At 55.1% G+C, this 17,083-nt stretch carries 20 protein-coding genes and 2 pseudogenes; 18 read left to right on the top strand and 4 right to left on the bottom strand.

The genetic code is table 11. The annotated features are described in order from the left end of the window. Positions 1-40: 40 nt before the first annotated feature. The 6 genes from ACQ86N_RS05005 (at position 41) to ACQ86N_RS04980 (ending at position 5,510) form a co-directional block, all read left to right on the top strand. Positions 41-547, top strand: a complete 507-nt coding sequence (locus tag ACQ86N_RS05005) for a (2Fe-2S)-binding protein (RefSeq protein ID WP_431214220.1) — start codon at positions 41-43, stop codon at positions 545-547. A gap of 12 nt (positions 548-559) precedes the next feature. Beyond that, a complete protein-coding gene (locus ACQ86N_RS05000; protein WP_431214219.1) occupies positions 560-2,251 on the top strand; it encodes a molybdopterin cofactor-binding domain-containing protein in 1,692 nt (563 codons plus the stop codon). Beyond that, positions 2,196-2,840, top strand: a complete 645-nt coding sequence (locus tag ACQ86N_RS04995; RefSeq protein WP_431214218.1) for a molybdopterin cofactor-binding domain-containing protein — start codon at positions 2,196-2,198, stop codon at positions 2,838-2,840. Before ACQ86N_RS05000 ends, ACQ86N_RS04995 begins: the two co-directional genes overlap by 56 nt. Next, positions 2,837-4,408, top strand: coding sequence for a M1 family aminopeptidase (locus tag ACQ86N_RS04990; RefSeq protein ID WP_431214217.1), 1,572 nt, complete (start codon positions 2,837-2,839; stop codon positions 4,406-4,408). The genes ACQ86N_RS04995 and ACQ86N_RS04990 overlap by 4 nt, the downstream gene beginning before the upstream one ends. Positions 4,409-4,681: 273 nt before the next feature. Beyond that, positions 4,682-5,002, top strand: a complete 321-nt coding sequence (locus tag ACQ86N_RS04985) for an ArsR/SmtB family transcription factor (protein WP_431214216.1) — start codon at positions 4,682-4,684, stop codon at positions 5,000-5,002. 1 nt (position 5,003) lies between these two features. Next, on the top strand, positions 5,004-5,510 hold the full coding sequence (locus ACQ86N_RS04980) for an SRPBCC family protein (protein WP_431214215.1): 507 nt from the start codon (positions 5,004-5,006) through the stop codon (positions 5,508-5,510). Between the two features lie 165 nt (positions 5,511-5,675). On the opposite strand, the gene ACQ86N_RS04975 is transcribed toward ACQ86N_RS04980, so the two are convergent. Further along, on the bottom strand, positions 5,676-6,209 hold the full coding sequence (locus ACQ86N_RS04975; RefSeq protein ID WP_431214214.1) for a hypothetical protein: 534 nt from the start codon (positions 6,207-6,209) through the stop codon (positions 5,676-5,678). Between the two features lie 194 nt (positions 6,210-6,403). Between ACQ86N_RS04975 and ACQ86N_RS04970 the strand changes: the two genes are divergently transcribed. From ACQ86N_RS04970 to ACQ86N_RS04935, 8 genes and pseudogenes are all read left to right on the top strand, one after another. Next, positions 6,404-6,895 carry a DUF488 family protein gene (locus ACQ86N_RS04970; protein ID WP_431214213.1) on the top strand — a complete coding sequence of 164 codons (492 nt, stop codon included), beginning with the start codon at positions 6,404-6,406 and terminating at the stop codon, positions 6,893-6,895. Between the two features lie 230 nt (positions 6,896-7,125). Next, the gene (locus tag ACQ86N_RS04965) at positions 7,126-7,632 is read left to right on the top strand and encodes a (2Fe-2S)-binding protein (protein ID WP_431214212.1); all 507 of its coding nucleotides are present in this window, start codon (positions 7,126-7,128) and stop codon (positions 7,630-7,632) included. Positions 7,633-7,641: 9 nt separating this feature from the next. After that, positions 7,642-7,983 (top strand): twin-arginine translocation signal domain-containing protein, encoded by a 342-nt coding sequence (locus ACQ86N_RS04960; RefSeq protein ID WP_431214211.1) that lies wholly within the window; start codon positions 7,642-7,644, stop codon positions 7,981-7,983. Further along, entirely contained in the window at positions 7,925-8,668 is a 744-nt protein-coding gene (locus ACQ86N_RS04955) for a hypothetical protein (RefSeq protein WP_431214210.1), read from the top strand. Before ACQ86N_RS04960 ends, ACQ86N_RS04955 begins: the two co-directional genes overlap by 59 nt. 38 nt (positions 8,669-8,706) lie before the next feature. Beyond that, a pseudogene (locus ACQ86N_RS04950) lies at positions 8,707-9,249 on the top strand (molybdopterin cofactor-binding domain-containing protein); the annotation flags it as partial. Then, positions 9,233-9,607: pseudogene (locus tag ACQ86N_RS04945) on the top strand (molybdopterin cofactor-binding domain-containing protein); the annotation flags it as partial. The pseudogenes ACQ86N_RS04950 and ACQ86N_RS04945, both read left to right, overlap by 17 nt. Before the next feature lie 36 nt (positions 9,608-9,643). Then, a complete protein-coding gene (locus ACQ86N_RS04940; protein ID WP_431218059.1) occupies positions 9,644-9,820 on the top strand; it encodes a hypothetical protein in 177 nt (58 codons plus the stop codon). 250 nt (positions 9,821-10,070) lie between these two features. Beyond that, entirely contained in the window at positions 10,071-10,856 is a 786-nt protein-coding gene (locus tag ACQ86N_RS04935) for a response regulator (RefSeq protein ID WP_431214209.1), read from the top strand. 54 nt (positions 10,857-10,910) lie between these two features. Here the strand turns inward: ACQ86N_RS04935 and ACQ86N_RS04930 are convergent, their stop codons facing one another. Both ACQ86N_RS04930 and ACQ86N_RS04925 read right to left on the bottom strand, forming a co-directional pair. Beyond that, positions 10,911-12,806: a S41 family peptidase gene (locus ACQ86N_RS04930; protein WP_431214208.1), complete on the bottom strand. Its 1,896-nt coding sequence runs from the start codon at positions 12,804-12,806 to the stop codon at positions 10,911-10,913. Next, positions 12,782-14,059 carry a hypothetical protein gene (locus ACQ86N_RS04925; protein ID WP_431214207.1) on the bottom strand — a complete coding sequence of 426 codons (1,278 nt, stop codon included), beginning with the start codon at positions 14,057-14,059 and terminating at the stop codon, positions 12,782-12,784. The genes ACQ86N_RS04930 and ACQ86N_RS04925 overlap by 25 nt, the downstream gene beginning before the upstream one ends. A 344-nt stretch (positions 14,060-14,403) precedes the next feature. Here ACQ86N_RS04925 and ACQ86N_RS04920 point away from each other — a divergent pair, with 344 nt between their 5' ends. Next, positions 14,404-14,814 carry a hypothetical protein gene (locus tag ACQ86N_RS04920; RefSeq protein ID WP_431214206.1) on the top strand — a complete coding sequence of 137 codons (411 nt, stop codon included), beginning with the start codon at positions 14,404-14,406 and terminating at the stop codon, positions 14,812-14,814. A 68-nt stretch (positions 14,815-14,882) separates the two neighbouring features. Here the strand turns inward: ACQ86N_RS04920 and ACQ86N_RS04915 are convergent, their stop codons facing one another. Further along, positions 14,883-15,230, bottom strand: coding sequence for a hypothetical protein (locus ACQ86N_RS04915; protein WP_431214205.1), 348 nt, complete (start codon positions 15,228-15,230; stop codon positions 14,883-14,885). 245 nt (positions 15,231-15,475) lie between these two features. On the opposite strand from ACQ86N_RS04915, the gene ACQ86N_RS04910 reads away from it, so the two are divergent. From ACQ86N_RS04910 to ACQ86N_RS04900, 3 genes are read left to right on the top strand one after another with little or no spacing between them, the layout of a single operon-like run. Further along, positions 15,476-16,054 carry an ABC transporter ATP-binding protein gene (locus ACQ86N_RS04910; RefSeq protein ID WP_431214204.1) on the top strand — a complete coding sequence of 193 codons (579 nt, stop codon included), beginning with the start codon at positions 15,476-15,478 and terminating at the stop codon, positions 16,052-16,054. Beyond that, on the top strand, positions 16,006-16,257 hold the full coding sequence (locus tag ACQ86N_RS04905; RefSeq protein ID WP_431214203.1) for a hypothetical protein: 252 nt from the start codon (positions 16,006-16,008) through the stop codon (positions 16,255-16,257). Before ACQ86N_RS04910 ends, ACQ86N_RS04905 begins: the two co-directional genes overlap by 49 nt. 20 nt (positions 16,258-16,277) lie before the next feature. Next, the gene (locus ACQ86N_RS04900) at positions 16,278-17,081 is read left to right on the top strand and encodes an ABC transporter permease (RefSeq protein WP_431214202.1); all 804 of its coding nucleotides are present in this window, start codon (positions 16,278-16,280) and stop codon (positions 17,079-17,081) included. Positions 17,082-17,083 lie beyond the last annotated feature (2 nt).

The following is a 17,083-nucleotide window of genomic DNA, read 5'->3' as shown; positions in this document are numbered from 1 at the left end:
TCTCCCAAATTAATAGTAAATTCATAGTAAAATTCAGACTATGCCTTCCTATTCGCTTACCATTAACAATAAACCCGTGAAGGTTGAAGCCGAGCCCGATATGCCGCTGCTCTGGGTCATCCGTGATATTATCGGGCTGAAAGGCACCAAGTTCGGGTGCGGGATCGCGCAGTGCGGCGCCTGCACGGTACACCTCGGTGAAAGCGCGGTCAGGTCATGCGGCCTTCCCATCTCCGCGGTCGCGGGACAGAAGATCACGACCATCGAAGGGCTGACCGGCAACAAACAGGGCGAAGAGGTCCAAAAGGCATGGGTCGACGAGCAGGTACCGCAGTGCGGCTATTGCCAGTCGGGTCAGATCATGAGCGCGGTGGCCCTGCTCCACCGCAACCCCCACCCCACCGACGCCGAGATCGACGTCGCGATGCAGGGGAATATCTGCCGCTGCGGATGCTATGAGAGGATCCGCAAGGCCATTCATCTGGCCGCTTCCGCCGCCAAACCCACGGCGCCCACATCTGTGAAAAAGTCCCTTACCCGGATATAAAAATTCAATACTATGTCTTCCACAAATAAAATAGCCCGCCGCGATTTCCTGAGACATACGGGTCTTTCCGGTCTGGCCCTCATCCTTGGCGTATCGTCGGTGAACAACGCCGACGCAGCCGGTATTCAAAAGATGTCAGCGGGCGATATCCCGCCTACCGGTCTGACGGACCTGCCCGAACATTTTGGCATCACGCCGTATATCAGCATCGAACCGTCGGGTAAGATCACCATCATCAATCCCAAGCCGGAAATGGGCCAGGGCACCTGGCAGTCCATTCCCTCCCTTATAGCAGAAGAACTGGAGGTCTCCCTCGACCAGGTGACCATCATCAACAGCAGCGGGCAAAAAGAGATACCCGGCCAGTCCGCCGGTGGCAGCTCGTCCGTCAGGGGTTCCTATATGAACCTGCGGAAGGTCGGCGCCTCGGCCCGGGAAATGCTATGCACCGCGGCATCGCGCGCCTGGAATGTCCCCGTCGAAGAGTGCAGGGCGGAGAACGGAAACGTCGTCCACAAGGCATCCGGCAAAAGTCTCGGCTATGGGCAACTGGTAGCAGTAGCCTCCACGCTGGAAGTGCCCGCCAATCCCACACTCAAGGATCCCAAAGATTTTAAGATACTGGGTAAGTCCACGCCCCGTCCCGACATTCCGCTGAAGGTGACGGGTAAGGCCGTATACGGCATCGATATGGAGCTGCCCGGAATGGTGTACGCCTCGGTCGAAAGATGCCCCGTGTTCGGCAGCAAGCTCGTCAGCTACGACGACAGCGAGACCCTGAAGGTAAAAGGCGTTATCCGCACGGTAAAGGCCGAGCGCGTGTTGGGCAAGAACCGTTATGAGGGTGTAGCCGTTATCGCCGACAACTACTGGGCGGCGCTGAAAGGAAGAAAGGCGCTGAAGGTGGTCTGGGATCACCAGGGCTTCGACAGTTTCAATACAAAAGACTACGAAGTACACCTGCGCGAGCTGGCAAAGACCGACGGACTGGTTGCACACAACAGCGGTGATTTCGACGGCGCGATGGCCGGGGCCGCGCACAAACTGGACGTCCTGTATGAAACGCCCGTCGTCGCCCACGCCACGATGGAGCCGATGAACTGTCTCGCGCACTGGCAGGAGGGCGACAAGGTGGACATTTGGACCTCGGTACAGGGCGCGTCGATCGTCAAGCGCGAGCTGTCGGAATCTCTCGGCATCCCCCAGGAGAACATCACTCCGCATATATCCTTCCTCGGCGGCGGATTTGGCCGTCGCCTGGCAGCCGACTACGCGGGCGAAGCAGCCGGCATATCGAAGGCCGTCGGCAAACCCGTCAAGGTCATCTGGACACGCGAAGACGATATCCAGCTGGGGCCCTTCCGACCCATGACCTTCTCGGCCATGAAAGGCGGCGTCTCTTCAGACGGCAAGGCCGTGGCCTTCCAGCACAAGGTGATCTCGCCTTCCATCAATGCCACGAAGAACGCCAACTACGACAAAAGCAAACCCGACCGTTCGATGACCGAAGGCATCAGCGACCGAGGAATACGAGATTCCCAATATGAAGAACGCCTATGTCTTCGCGGATATACATATCCCGATGCAGCCCTGGCGTTCGGTCACGAGCTCGACGCTGGCCTTCGCCCACGAATGTTTTATCGACGAGATGGCGGTAGCGGCGGGAAAAGACCCGATGGCCTTCCGTCTGGAAATGCTGACTAAAGAGACGGATACAAAAAGACTGCTGACGCGCCTCAAAGAGATCTCGGAATGGGACAAGCCCCTCCCGCAGGGCTGGGGCCGCGGCGTGGCGCAGTATAAGTTCTTCGCCGGCCTCGCCGCACACGTCGTGGAAGTATCGGCGCGAAAGGACGGCAGCATCCGGATCGAAAAGGTCCACTGCGTACTCGACCTCGGCACGGTCGTAAATCCCGATATGGCGAAAGCCAATACGGAAGGCGCGATCGTCATGGGTATCATCGCAGCGACAAAAGACGGCATCGTCTTCGAAAAAGGCCGGTCCATACAAAGCAACTTCCACAACAACCGGATGTTGCGGATCAATGAAATGCCCGCCCTCAACGTACATACTCGCCGACGGCGGCCCGGTGATCAAAGGCGTCGGGGAACCCGGCCTGCCTCCTGTCGCTCCGGCGCTGGCCAACGCGATCTTTGCCGCCACCGGCAAAAGAATCCGCCGCTTGCCGATCGATCTGGCTCATCCAGGACCCGCGGCCAGTTAAAATGGGCTAACCATTGGATACAAACGGGAAAGCATTATTGTTGTGCGAAACGTATATTCGTAGCATGATAAAGCTCTATTTCCTCATCCTGGCGGCTGGCCTCGTGGTCTCCGCGCATGCCCAACCATATAATCCCTCCATCGACGTCCAGCACTATGATTTTTCCCTGGACCTCAATGACAGCACCAACGTCATACGCGGCACGGCGGCCGTGACCGTGCTGTTCCGGACAGACGCCGCAGCAGGCTTCCAGCTGGACCTCACGCGAAAGAATGAATCCGGCAAGGGAATGGTGGTTAAAAAGATCACGGAGAACGGCGCCGGAGTCCGCTTTACCCAGAACGTCAGCGAGCTCCTTTTCCATGTTAGTGCCAAAGCCGGGGAAAAGCATATTTATTCCATCGTCTACGAAGGCATACCCGCAGACGGCCTCATCATTTCCAAAAACAAATTCGGGAACCGCGGCTTCTTCGGCGACAACTGGCCCAACCGCGCCCACAACTGGCTGCCCTGCGTCGACCATCCTTCCGACAAGGCGACGCTCGACTGGCATATCACCGCACCCGAACACTATACCGTCGTCGCCAACGGCGCGCTCAAAGAAGAAAAGACGATTGGCCGCAACAGGAAGCTAACGCACTGGCAGGAAGCCGTACCGCTGGCCCCCAAGGTAATGATGATCGGCGTCTCCGACTTTGCCGTCGACCATCCCGGCGACGCGATGGGCATTCCCGTTATGGACTATGTCTATAAAGAGAACAGGGAAGCCGGTTTCAAAAGCTACTCCTATGCGCTTGAGATACTCCCTTTCTACATAAAGCACATAGGCCCCTATCCGTATGAGAAATGCGGGAACGTACAGTCGAAAACCCGTTTTGGCGGACTGGAAAACGCCAGCGCCATCTGCTATTTCGAAAATTCTGTCAACTCTCCCGACGTAGAGTCACTGATGGCGCACGAAATAGCGCACCAGTGGTTCGGCGACGCGGCCACGGAGTCCCGCTGGGAATACCTCTGGCTCAGCGAAGGGTTCGCCACCTATATGACCCACTGCTATCTGGAGAATAAATACGGCGCCGATACGCTGGAAAAAAGAATGCGGAAAGACAGGGAGAAAGTGATCGCCTTCGAGGCGAAAAGACACACGCCCGTAATAGACAGCAGCGTCAGGACCGATTTTATGACACTCCTGAACCCCAACAGCTACGAGAAAGGCGGCTGGGTTCTGCATATGCTCCGTCGCCGCATCGGCGACGAACTCTTCTGGAAGGGCATCTCGGCCTACTACACCGCTTACAGGAACAAAAATGCCGCAAGCAGCGATTTCGAAAAGATCATGTCTGAGATCAGTGGTCAGGATCTCCATAATTTCTTCCATCAATGGCTCGAACAGCCCGGTCATCCAACTTTGCGGGTGAGCCGAAGCTATGATACCGATAAAAAACAACTTACACTGACATTTACACAGACAGCCACCGGCTCCTGGGACTTTCCACTCGCGTACACCCTCGACGGAACGCCATATAACGTCGATATCAGCGACAGGGCCACCACCGTAAAAATATCGCTGGCAGCAGAACCAACACAAATCCGGATCGATCCTCATGCAAATACACTGGTCAGCGTGATCGACTAAGCGCACCCGCGGGGCAATGCCCCGCCAGCCCGGCACGTCCCCTCTTTCGGTTCACCCGTCACGTCCCGCTTTCGGTTCACGCGACACGTCCCCGCTTTCGGTCCACCCTGCGCGTCCCCGCTTTCGGTCCACCCGGCATTCCGCGCGGCTTCCAGCGCGTCAAATCCCCGCCGGGTCCGCCCCACCCCCCATTGTAAATTTTTCAAAATAAAATTTGATAAACCAAATGGTTGCGCTTATATTTGCAACCAGATAGTTGCCAAAAACGAAACGATGGAAACAAGAAGAGACCCATTTCAGGCGATAGCCGACCCCACACGAAGAGCGATCCTGGTGCTGATCGCAGCACAGGCAATGACCCCGACCGCCCTGGCCGACCATTTCAATACCAGCAGACAGGCGGTATCGAAACATATCCGCATCCTCACAGAATGCCAGCTCGTGAAGCACAAATCCTCCGGAAGGGAGGTCTATTACGAATTAGATGCACCCCGGCTAAAAGAGATAGACCAATGGATCGAACAGTTCCGCTCGATGTGGGACACCAAGTTCAACCAGCTCGAAAATGTATTGAACAACCTTAAAAACAAATAAAATGGTAACTAACAGCCAGACCAAAGTTGAGAAAGACTTCAAGGAAAAATCGCTTCTTGTCTCCCGTGAATTCAACGCCCCGCTCGCCCTTGTATGGCGCGCTTATACCGAGAGCGAATTGCTCGACCAGTGGTTTGCACCCCATCCCTGGAGGGCGGAGACAAAGTCAATGAACTTTGCTGTAGGCGGCTACTGGCACTATGCGATGGTCAGCCCCGAAGGCGAGAAGCACTGGGCAAGAATGGACTATCTCGCCATCGACCATCACAAAAGCTATAGTATAAGAGATAGTTTCGCCGACGAGAACGCCGCGCCGAATCCTGCGCTTCCTTCTTCGACCGGCAGCAATACCTTTACGGAAACGCCCACCGGCACCTTCGTGCAATTCAAAATGTACTACGCCAGCGAGAACGACCTGAAGACCGTCATCGAAATGGGCATGGAACAGGGCATCACGATGTGCATGAACCAACTGGAACAGTTATTCCTGCAGAAAAAGATCAAATAAAAAAGTGGTCCGCCGAGGCGGACCACACGTGTTTGACTTATAAGATACTGAATCCTTGACAGGGTGTCGGAATACATTTACCTTGGACAGGGTGTCGGAATCCATTTACCTTGGACAGGGTGTCGGAATCCATTTACCTTGGACAGGGTGTCGGAATTCATTTACCTATTGACCGGCATTATCTGAACCCCTCTGATCCTGATACTCCGGCTGGTCATTCGACGACGAACCATTCTTCTGATCATTGGGTGCACTACCGGGTTGGCCCGGCCGGGCGTTGTTATTGTTATTCCTGCGGGAATTATAGTAGTAATCCCTGCGGGCCTGTATGATCGCTGCATCACGGTCGTGTTTCAACTGGTCGATCTTAGCCCTTCTGTCCTTCCGGACAATCGATTTATCGTGACGCACATCCCTGATCTGCGCGCTATAGTCGTTCTTGATATCGTCTATCTGAAGCGCCAGACGGGAAGGCATCGCCCCGTAGCCATAGTACCAGGACGGGTACGGGCCATAGGGACCATACCATCCGTAGGGATAACCCCAGGGGTAAAAACCGTATCCCAGTCCCACCCCAACTCCAACATAAGTCCGGGGATAATAATGATAACCGCCGCCGCGGACGATGCCATGACCCCGCTGAGCCGAAGCCCCATAAGCGAGGCCGAGCGAGAACAGTATGATTAATAGCTTTTTCATGATTCTCTGATTTAATGTGCGTATATGAGAACGTAAAAATACCGCCAGGTTTAATACTAAAGGGCGACACATAAAGACTATAACTTATCTATAACAATCTGTAAAGAAATGTTAAAGAGAAAATTAACGCAAACATTTTTATATTTCGGGATTACTAATTAAATTAGCATTGTTCAACCAACTTCCTTAGCGCTATGATATTCACAATCGGCCACGGCACCCGCCCGCTATCCACCTTCCTCGAGCTTCTGGAACAATATTCCATCGAGTTCGTCATCGACGTCAGGTCGGTCCCTTACTCCACCTTCAACCCCCAATACCGACAGCCCGAACTGGTCACCGCCATCCGCGCAGCAGGCTTTCGCTATATTTATATGGGCAACAGCCTTGGCGGTCGCCCTACCGACCCCGGATGCTATAATAGTTACGGCAAACTGGACTATGACCTCGTACGCGTCCAGCCTTTTTTCCTCGAAGGACTCGAACGCATCGTCACCGCCCACGAAAAGGGCATTCGCGTGGCGCTGCTATGCAGCGAAAGCAAACCCGCCAACTGCCACCGCAGCAAACTGATCGGCAAGTCCCTGCAACAACGGGAAATTCCCGTACAGCATATCGACGAAGAAGGAACCCTCGTCCACCAGGCCCTGCTCTCCGTCAACCCCGCACTGCTTCTCTTTCAATAGGGCCGCATTCACCCCCGTCCGCGTGAACCGCGGAGCTTTCGTCCATCGGCGTGAACCGCGGGGCCTCCCGCCGCGTGAACCGCGGAGCTTCCGTCCGCGTGAACCGCGGAGCCTCCGCCCATCGGCGTGAACCGTTCGTTCCCCCGATAAATAACGCCCTACCACTGACGTAAATTCACACAGAGGCTCCTCCAAATTCGCTACCTTAAGCACACTTCAACCGCCCTGCCATGCCAACATTTACCTTGCTGATCAACGGGAAAAAAACACCCGTTACCGCTGACGAGAAAATGCCTCTGCTATGGGCCATCCGCGAACTCGCCGGCCTCACAGGCACCAAATACGGATGCGGCGTAGCTCAGTGCGGCGCCTGCACGGTCCTCCTGAACGGCAATCCCGTCCGCTCCTGCTCGATACCCGCGTCGATGGTGGCCAACCAGCCCATCACCACGATCGAAGGACTCTCCCCGGACAATTCACACCCCGTGCAGAAGGCCTGGCTCGATGAACAGGTACCCCAATGCGGCTACTGTCAGAGCGGTCAGATTCTCGCCGCTGCGGCCCTGCTCAAAAAGAACCCCCACCCCACCGATAAAGACATCGACATCGCCATGCAAGGCAATATCTGCCGCTGCGGCACCTATAACCGCATTCGAAAAGCGATCCATACCGCCGCAGCCGCCCCTCAGACCTCCACCACCCAGGCCCCTAACCCCCCTGCCAAAACCAACAAATAATTTCCAGCCATGGAACCAACTACCAACTCCCGCCGCGCCTTCCTCAAAAACGCCGGCCTCTCGGGCATCGCACTTACACTCGGCATCCGGGCATTCCCGAAGAACGCGGATGGCACCTCTCCCACTAACCCCGGTATCATCAACCCCGCCATCTCCGAAGGCCAGTCCATCGAACTCATGACCTGGATCTCCATCGACAAGACTGGCAAGGTCACCCTTTGGAACCACCGCGCCGAAATGGGCCGAGGGCTCCTACCAGGCCATTCCGCAGATAATCGCCGAAGAGCTGGAAGTGGACCTCAGCCAGGTCAGCATCTCCTTCGCCCCCGGCAACAACAGGAAATACGGTAGCCAGATCACCGGCGGTAGCTCTTCCGTCCGCGGGTCCTACCAGCAGCTGCTGCACGCAGGTGCATGCGCCCGCGAAATGCTCATCGAAACGGCCGCAAAAAAATGGGGCGTGCCAAAAGAAGAATGCTATGCGGAAAAAGGCCGGATCCTCCACAAAACCTCCGGCAAAAGCTTCGCCTATGGCGAACTGGTAGAGGACGCCGCAAGACTCGAACCGCCAAAGAACCCACCGCTCAAACAACGAAAAGACTATAAGCTCATCGGCAAACCCCTTTCCCGCCAGGACAACCCGCTAAAAACAAACGGTACAGCGATCTTCGGAATAGACAAAAAATTACCAAATATGTCCTACGCGGTGGTCGAACGCAGTCCCCGCATCCTCGGCAAGGTCAAAAGTTTCGACGATACAGCCGCCAAAAAGATCACCGGCGTCACCCACGTCTTCTTAGTGAAACGCACGGTCTTCGACCACCTCCAGGAAGGCGTAGCCGTCGTTGCCGACAACCTCTGGTCAGCTATGCAGGCCCGCAAACTCCTAAAGATCGAGTGGGACGACACCGGCTTCGAACACCTCGATACCGAACAGCTCTTTGCCCGCATGCACGACGACCTCAACAAACCCGGACTCAACGACCGCAGCGCCGGCAACTTCGAAAGAGAATTTGAAAAATCAGAAAAAAGATAGAGGCCGTCTATGAAACACCCTACGAATCCCACGCCTGCATGGAACCCCTCAACTGTATCGCACACGTCAAAGACGACGGCATCGAAGTATGGGGACCCATCCGGGGACCCGACTGGGTACAGTCCGACCTGGCACAGCGCATGGGCCTGCCGCTCGAAAAAGTCGTGGTCAATATGACCTTCCTCGGCGGAGGCTTCGGCCGCAAGGCCTTCCTCGACTATCCCCACGAGGCAGTACTGATCTCGAAGGAAATAAAGGCCCCCGTACAGGTAGTGTGGACAAGAGAGGACGACATGACGCAGGGACCATTCCGGCCGGCAGCGGTATACGGCTGTAAGGCCGGACTCAGCAAGGAAGGGGAGATCAACGCCTTCCAGACAAAGATCGCCGCACAGAACATGGACCACGAGAACGCCGGCGCCGACAAAGGCGCCTACAACAACAGCGCCCTCGAAGGCTTCCCCAAACCCTGGCTCGAATCCATTCCCCACTACAGCATCTCGGATATCCCGACAGAATCCCCCATTCCCGTAATGTGGTGGCGCTCGGTCTACTCCTCGACCAATGGTTTCGCCTACGAAAGCTTTATCGATGAACTCGCACACGCGGCAGGCAAAGACCCGCTGGCATTCCGGAGACAATACCTCCGCGAAGAACGCTATCAGACCCTCATCGATCAGCTCGATGGACCTCACGGGCTGGCGCCAGCGCGGGAAGAACGAAGGCTGGGGCGCCGCCGTCACCGAATGTTTTGGCAGCATCGTCGGCGAAGTGGTAAAAGTCTCGAAAAAACCGGACGGCAAGCTCAGGATCGACAAGGTCACCGCACTTATCGACTGCGGCTGGTACGTCAATCCCGACACGATCAGGGCTCAGGTGGAAGGGAGTATCGTCATGGCACTCGGCGCCGCGATCAAACACGACACCCACTTCAAGGACGGCATGGCCGTAGAGAAGAATTTCGACACATACAGAATGCCTCGCATTAATGAAATCCCCGATATAGAAGTCCATATCGCTGAGAACAATGAGAAAGCCGGCGGCGTTGGCGAACCAGGCCTGCCACCACTCGCACCCGCCCTCTGCAACGCCATTTTCGACCTTACCGGCAAACGCATCCGGCGCCTGCCTTTCCACCTGGACGAGGTCTAGAGCCAACACCGCCCGCAAGTACCCAGGGGATGTTAACGCCAACCGGCGACAACCCCGTCATCCCTGCTACGCCCATCTAACGGTAAGGCCCACTCCAATTTGTATTGGCAAAAAATAAGTTAAAACACCTACCCTATCCAAAAAAGGGCCTCAATAAAAAATACATACCTCCCACTATCGTTATCTTGCCGCCCCTGGTCGTCACAGGGCCCCTTGTCCTCATTCGTTAATGCTCTGAAAACCCTGGCCAATGCTACTCCTATTGGTAGCCATACTCCTTATCGCTCTGTGCCTTTGTCTGCTGTATATCCGCCGTATGCAGCTCCGGAGAAGCAGCCTCCTTTCCTGGCTCAGCCACGAGATACGAACCCCCATGAACGGTATCATCGGCATGTCCACACTACTTGACCAGACCTCCCTCAACACAGAACAACGCCACTACCTCAGCACCATCCGCACCTGCTGCGACCAGTTACTCGAAGTAGCCAGTATCACACTCGACCATCCCGATCATCCCGATAACCAGCCGGGAAACACCTGCCTCAGGTCTTCCTTATCATCCAGCCCTTCGACCATCCCATCACTCGCAGAACAATACCCCCTCCATATCCTCCTGGCAGAAGACAACCCCATCAATCAACAACTCGCCCTCATCCTCCTCAAAAAAATGGGCTACTCTCCCGACATCGCCAACAACGGAAAAGAAGTACTCGAACTCCTCCACAAAGAACCCTATGACCTCATCTTCATGGACGTCCAGATGCCCGAGATGGACGGACTCGAAGCCACCCGCACCATCCGGACACAAAAACGGGCCGCGGCTGCAGCGTCCCTTTCCACCTCCGCTACAGCCCAACTCCCCGCGGCGCCCAACCCTATCATTATCGCCATGACCGCCAACACCACCCCGCAGGACCGCGAACAATGCCTCACCTCCGGCATGGACGACTACCTGTCCAAACCCATCGACCTCTCCGAACTCACCGCCATGCTCACAAAATGGGGTGCCCCGCCTACTTCTTCATCAACTCCTTAACAGCTTCCTCTATCTGCTGGTCATGACCGGCCGATAATTTCTCCGGCTCATCCCTCACCAGGATATCCGGCTCCAGCTGGTGCCCCTCTTCGAACAGGCCGTCCGGCGCCCTCCATCCGCCCATGGGATTGCCATAAACCAGACCCGGATCGATCTGCACCTCCCACCAGACAAAGGTCCCCGTACCCGGGACCGGCATACCCAGGTCTTGCCCACATTCTTCAGCTTGTAGGCGGCGGGGAAAAGATGCGCGTCGGAATAGTTCGACTCACCAATAAGCACGATCGACGGTTTCACCCACTTATCATAAGGCTCCGAACCCACATACTGCCCGTGCGGTATAATATCAAAATATTTCTTGCCGTTGAGAAAATCCGACAGCTGCTCGTGTATATTCCCCCCGCCATTCCACCGGGTATCGACGATGATCGCATCCTTCCCGAAATTCCTGCCCAGCGCCTCCTCGAATACCGTACGCATACTCTCGTCATCCATCGCCCGGACATGTATATAACCTATCTTCCCCTTCGACAACGAATCGGTCTCCGCACGGCGCAGCCTCACCCAGCGCTTATACAAAAGTTCGTTCTCCTCACCCATGGATATCGGCTTGATCGTCTCCTCCCAGCGCACACCCGTCCCGGGATCCAGCAGCGACAGCAACAGCAGCTTGCCATCCTTCCTGTTCAGGTATTTATAGTGGTCTACCGTATCGGTAATATCCTCCCCGTCGATCTTCTCCAGCACCACGCCCGGCCTTACCCGCTCGGAAAATTTATCCAGCGGCCCGCCGTCGAGGACCTCCGCGATCTTCAGTCCATTGCCCCTGTGCTTATAGTCGAAAAGAAGTCCCAGCGAAGCCGTCCTGTCCGCCGTGGGCCGGCCGCCGCCGAAGTAATAACACCCGGTATGAGACACGTTCAGTTCGCCCAGCATCTCGCTCAGCATCTCCGAAAAGTCATAGTCATTATTTATATAAGGAAGGAATTTCTTATACGCCGTGTAGTAGAAGCTCCAGTCCACCCCGTTCATGTCCACCACATAATACTTCGCCTTGATCTGGCGCCAGACATGGTCGAAGATATAGGCCTTCTCTTCGGCGTCCTTCAGCGCCATTTCTCCGTTGATCCCCATCGGCTCCGCCTTTCCGCTGGCAGCGTCGATCTTCGTTATGCGGCCGTCTCCCAGCAGGAAAATGAATTTCCCGTCCGCCGACAACTCCATCCCGCCGTATTTTGCGCCCAACTTCGCAAACAACTTCGTCTCCTTCGTACGCGTCTCCGTCATCCAGAGATCGTACCCTTTCTCAAACCGACTGAGATAGTACAGCTTCTCTCCGTCCTTCGACAGCAGCCAGTCCACCGCGTCGGACGTGTGCGTGGTCAACCGCAGTTTGCGGTCGGTCAGATTGTCCCAGTCGATCTTTATCGTGGAATCCTTTTTCGCTGCAGCGCCGGCTGTATCCTTCTTCCCTTTGGCCCCCTTCACTGCCTTCGTGCTATCCTCCTTCTTCTTATCCTCCACCTCCTTCAGCAGGGCAAAATCTTCCTTCGACAACTTGAACCGGTCAAAACTCTCCTTCGAAAAGAACATCCCAAATACATCCCCCGTTATTGCATAACCCGCCTGTACCCTCGCACCCTCGCGATTCGACCCCCAGATCATCATCTTCCCGCCCATCGCCCATTTGGGAGTAAAATCGTCATAGCCACTAAGGGTCAGGTTTGTCAAAGGTGATCTCCCGTCAGACGCCACCAGCCCTACTTCCGAGCTCATCGTGCGATTGGCCAGCCCATACTGTACCAGGAACCATTTGCCGTCCGGCGACCACTGATAGTACTGGTCCCCGTCAGAATAGGAATAGTTGTTCTCGGCAGCCAGGATGGTGCGGGTTTTTTTGCTGGCCAGATTGACCACTTTCAGGGTTACCCTGTCCTCCAGATAGGCCACTCCTTTCCGTCGGGCGAGAACGCGGGCTGAAACTCTTCGGCCGGCGTTGCAATAACGGGCTCTTCCTTCAGCACGGTAGACGCGTAAAAATAGGGCTCTTCTTTCCGAACGATGCCCGTAGTATAGATATTCCAGCTATTGTCCTTCTCCGAAGCATACAGCAGTTGGCGTCCATCCGGGCTCCAGCTGACGCTTCGCTCCTGCCAGGGCGTATTGGTGACCCGCTTGACGATGCCCCCTTCCACAGCCGCCACGAAGATCTCGCCTCTGAATACAAAAGCGATCTCCTTGCCGCCGGGAGATAGTTTCATTTCGGTGACGCCGCCGCTGAAAGGCAGTATCCGTTCCATCGAACCCCTACCGTCCGCCGCGAGGCGGATTGCGACCTTCTGCGGCTCGCCGCCAGGCTTCAGCGTGTATATCTCGCCGTCAAAACCGAAACAAAGGGTATTGTCTTTCGCCCGGGTCAGGAACCGTACAGGATGTTTGGCAAAATGTGTCAGCGCTGCGCCGCCACCCCTATATATATTGAACGAGCCGCCCTGCTCGCTCAGATAATAATAGTCCTTGTCGTTGACATCAAACACCGGATTCAGGTCCTCGCCCTTATAACTCGTAAGCCTGTCATATTTCCCCGACCGAGTATCGTAGGACCATATATCCCTGGTCACAGAGGAGGTATGGTGTTTCCTCCAATAGCTCTCATATCCCTTGTTGTCTTCGTATATGATCTTGTCTCCCGTCGAGTTAACAGTCGCATTGATCGCCGGTACGGGCAATATCTGGTCGACCCTGCCCCCGGCAACGGGAACACTATAGAGCTCGGACATAGCACCGGTGGGGAACTGCGCATTTGTCGCCAGATCCTGCCTCACGGCGCTGAACAGTACCCGCCGATCATCCGCGGTAAAACTGCTCGGTATCTCCCTGCCGCTGAAATAAGTTAGCCGTTTGGCCTCGCCTCCGGCAGCCGGCATGACAAAGACGTCGAAATTCCCGTACCTGTCCGAAGCAAAAGCGATCCAGCGCCCATCATGCGACCATACCGGAGCGTATTCATAGGATTCACTGATCGTAAGCGGAACGGCAGAACCGCCGCGGGACGGTACCGACCAGATATCTCCTTTATAACTAAAAAGGATGGTCTGACCATCCGGTGAAATAGCAGGATAACGCATCCATAATGGACTGTCCTGCCCAAAGGCCAATCCCATCAGCAGACAGGCGGCAAGGGTTATGGTTAATGGCTTCATGGAATCGAAAATACGCAATATCCATTCATATTTCCTTAACAAAAAAGGGTTGGTTATCATTCAAAAAGGCGATACAAATAACTAATTATCAACAAAATAAACCATAACCCTCTCCGGTTGGCGTAATAAAAAACGATTAAAGTGGGTTTGTATACGCCTCCACGGCACTCTAAATTTGTGTAACAATTCAGATGATAAGCGTCCTGCTCCTGAATAAGTCCAACCGAACTGCCTGCCTTTTGCTTCTGCCATATACTTCTTACGATTGCCGCCGGTAAACTCACACGATTGTCGCCTATAACATTTTTAGTTAACAACATCGTAAAAAATAAAAGAATAATATTATGAACACTAAGCAATCAATCGCAGCAGCACTCACCGCCATCGTAGTTTTCTTCAGCAACGCAGCAAGCGCAAACGAAGGCGGCATCAACAGCAAAAAGACATCTTCTGTAACCGAAGAACAGGTTTCTGTTAAATACCAGGGTACTACCGAGAACAACATCATCTTCAAGGTAGAATTCGAGAACCCCACTTCTGAGAAATTCTCCCTGATCATCAAGAATGATAACGGCGACGTAGTATACCACCAGCAGTTCTCGGATGCACACTTCTCCAAGTCTGTATTCTTCCAGAACACTGATGCTCAGATCCACCCCACGTTCATCATCCGCACGGGTGCCAACAACGAGATCGTACGTCAGTTCGAAGTCAACAGGACGCTGACCGAGAGCACAGTTGTAACCCGCCTGTAATCTGTAAACGCAAAAAGCAATAATAAAGAACCCCGGTTATGCCGGGGTTTTTTTACATTTTACACCATTTAAGACTTCGGCCCGCGTTGGACAGGGATCGGTGACCAGGAAAAACTCAGCACATCCCCTTCCACTACATACCGGTAAACACCTTCTCCGTCCGGACAATTATACTGCCCTTCAAAGTCCTTGATCTTTACGGTATCCTTGTCGATCCTGCAGAACGACCGGACCACCACTTCACCCGTAACCGTCGTAGTATAGCTGGAATCCATACCGATATGGAAGACCAGCGAGTCGTGCAGCTGGTCGACATAAAATTTCCACGCGGTGTTCTTCAGGGACTGAGCGTGCAGCCCACCGCAAAAGGCTACAGACAAAAACAGAGCGATAAGACTTGTTGCTAACTTATGCATAACAAAAATTTGCGCCTAAGTTATAGGTTCTCATTCCCCGGCAACGGTCATTGGTCAATGTTAGCGATAAGGTAACATTCTCATTTCAACTCCTGGCCTACCCCACCCTCCCCCACCACGTCGCTGGCCATTCCCCGCTGCCGCTACCACCCGTTCACCGCCCCGGGGCCACCACTTACCGGGAATCTCCCAAAAATCGCCGCCTTTGCCTTTGGCCTTCCCGTCCAACGGATTAACTTAGTCCTATGAACAGCAACCAAAATCCCCCGGTCCTCCGGGTCGCCAATCTGAGCGTCAGCTATGGCAGTTTCAAGGCCGTGCGGGACGTCTCCTTCGAAGTACACCAGGGAGAGATATTCGGTCTCCTCGGTCCCAACGGCGCCGGCAAGACCAGCACGCTCAGCGCCATTGAGGGGCTGGTGAAACCTACCGGCGGCGCCGTCTTCATTGCAGGCTACGACAACCGCAAACACCCCCTGCAGGCCCGGGCGTCGATGGGCGTCCAGTTCCAGTCCACGAGTTTTCAGCCCGAGCTGACCGTGTCGGAGATCATCCGCCTCTATGCAGGCATCCACGGCATTGGCCTCTCCGCGGAACGGACCGCCGATATACTCGCTGACATCAAGCTGGAAGATTCCGGATCTAAAAGATTCGGGCAGCTTTCCGGCGGGCAGCAGCAACGCGTGTCGCTGGTGATCGCGACCATCCACCAACCACCACTGGTGCTGATGGATGAACCCACCACGGGGCTCGATCCCCAGTCCCGACGCCAGCTATGGGAAAGAATAGAAGCCATGCGCGCCAGGGGCACTCCATCCTGCTGACCACCCACTCGATGGAAGAGGCGGAGTCCGTCTGCGACCGCATCGCCATCATCGACCACGGCCAGATCATCACCACCGATACCCCCCAGGCGATCATCGACGACAACCGCGACCGACCCGAGGTCATCCGCGCCTCCCGCAAGGGCAAGATCACGCTGGAGGACGTTTTTATCGGACTAACAGGAACCGCTATACGATCATAATCCTATTATAATCAAAAGACATGTCAACCACTACTACTCCGGCTACTACGACCATTCCAATTGACAACGACCGTCCTTTGGCCAACCTTCCCCCGGCGGGCACCGTCCTCTCCAGTCTGCTCAAGGCCGACCTTACCGCCCAGTGGCGCAACCGGCGCGCAAGCCTCCTGGTCATCCTCATTCCCTCCATCATCCTGATCTCATGGAAAGGGCTGGTCGACAAATTTGGCGGCGCCTTCGCGCTGTCCAACTGCATCACCGTCGGCCTCAACGCCATCGGCCTGATGGGCTATACCAACGCCATTGCCCGCGACCGCGACAAAGGTATCTTCCAGCGGCTGCGCGTCACGCCGGCCCCGCGGTGGACCATCATCGTGAGCCGCCTGATCGTTCAGCTCGTCATGATCATGATCACGACGCTCGTGCTCTTCTATATCGGCTACCAGATCGACCATATCAAGTTGGGGGTCGCCGATTATGTTTTCGCCTTTCTCGCCGCTATCCTTGGAGGCGCCGTCTACCTCGCCCTCGGTCAGATGATCGTGGGACTGGTAAAGAATCCGGAGATGGTCAACGTCACGACGCGACTCGTCTTCTTCGCCTTTATCATGATCGGACAGTTCGCCTCCTTCGGAATGCTCGGAGACGTCTGGGGAAAGGTCGCAGACTGGTCACCCTATGGTACCACAAAAAACCTCATTGCTTCGGCCCTGACGCCAGGCAGCTGGACCAGTACAAATTATATGAACCTTCTCGGCAACCTGGGCTATACCCTGGTCTTCACCACGATGGGTGTGCGCTGGTTCAGGTGGAGTACTAAATAATT

It is taken from the genome of Puia sp. P3 (assembly GCF_050632245.1).
In the GTDB taxonomy this organism is placed as follows: Bacteria; Bacteroidota; Bacteroidia; order Chitinophagales; family Chitinophagaceae; genus Puia.
Note: the sequence above shows the minus strand (reverse complement) of the source record. Positions and strands in the feature narration are given on the sequence as shown.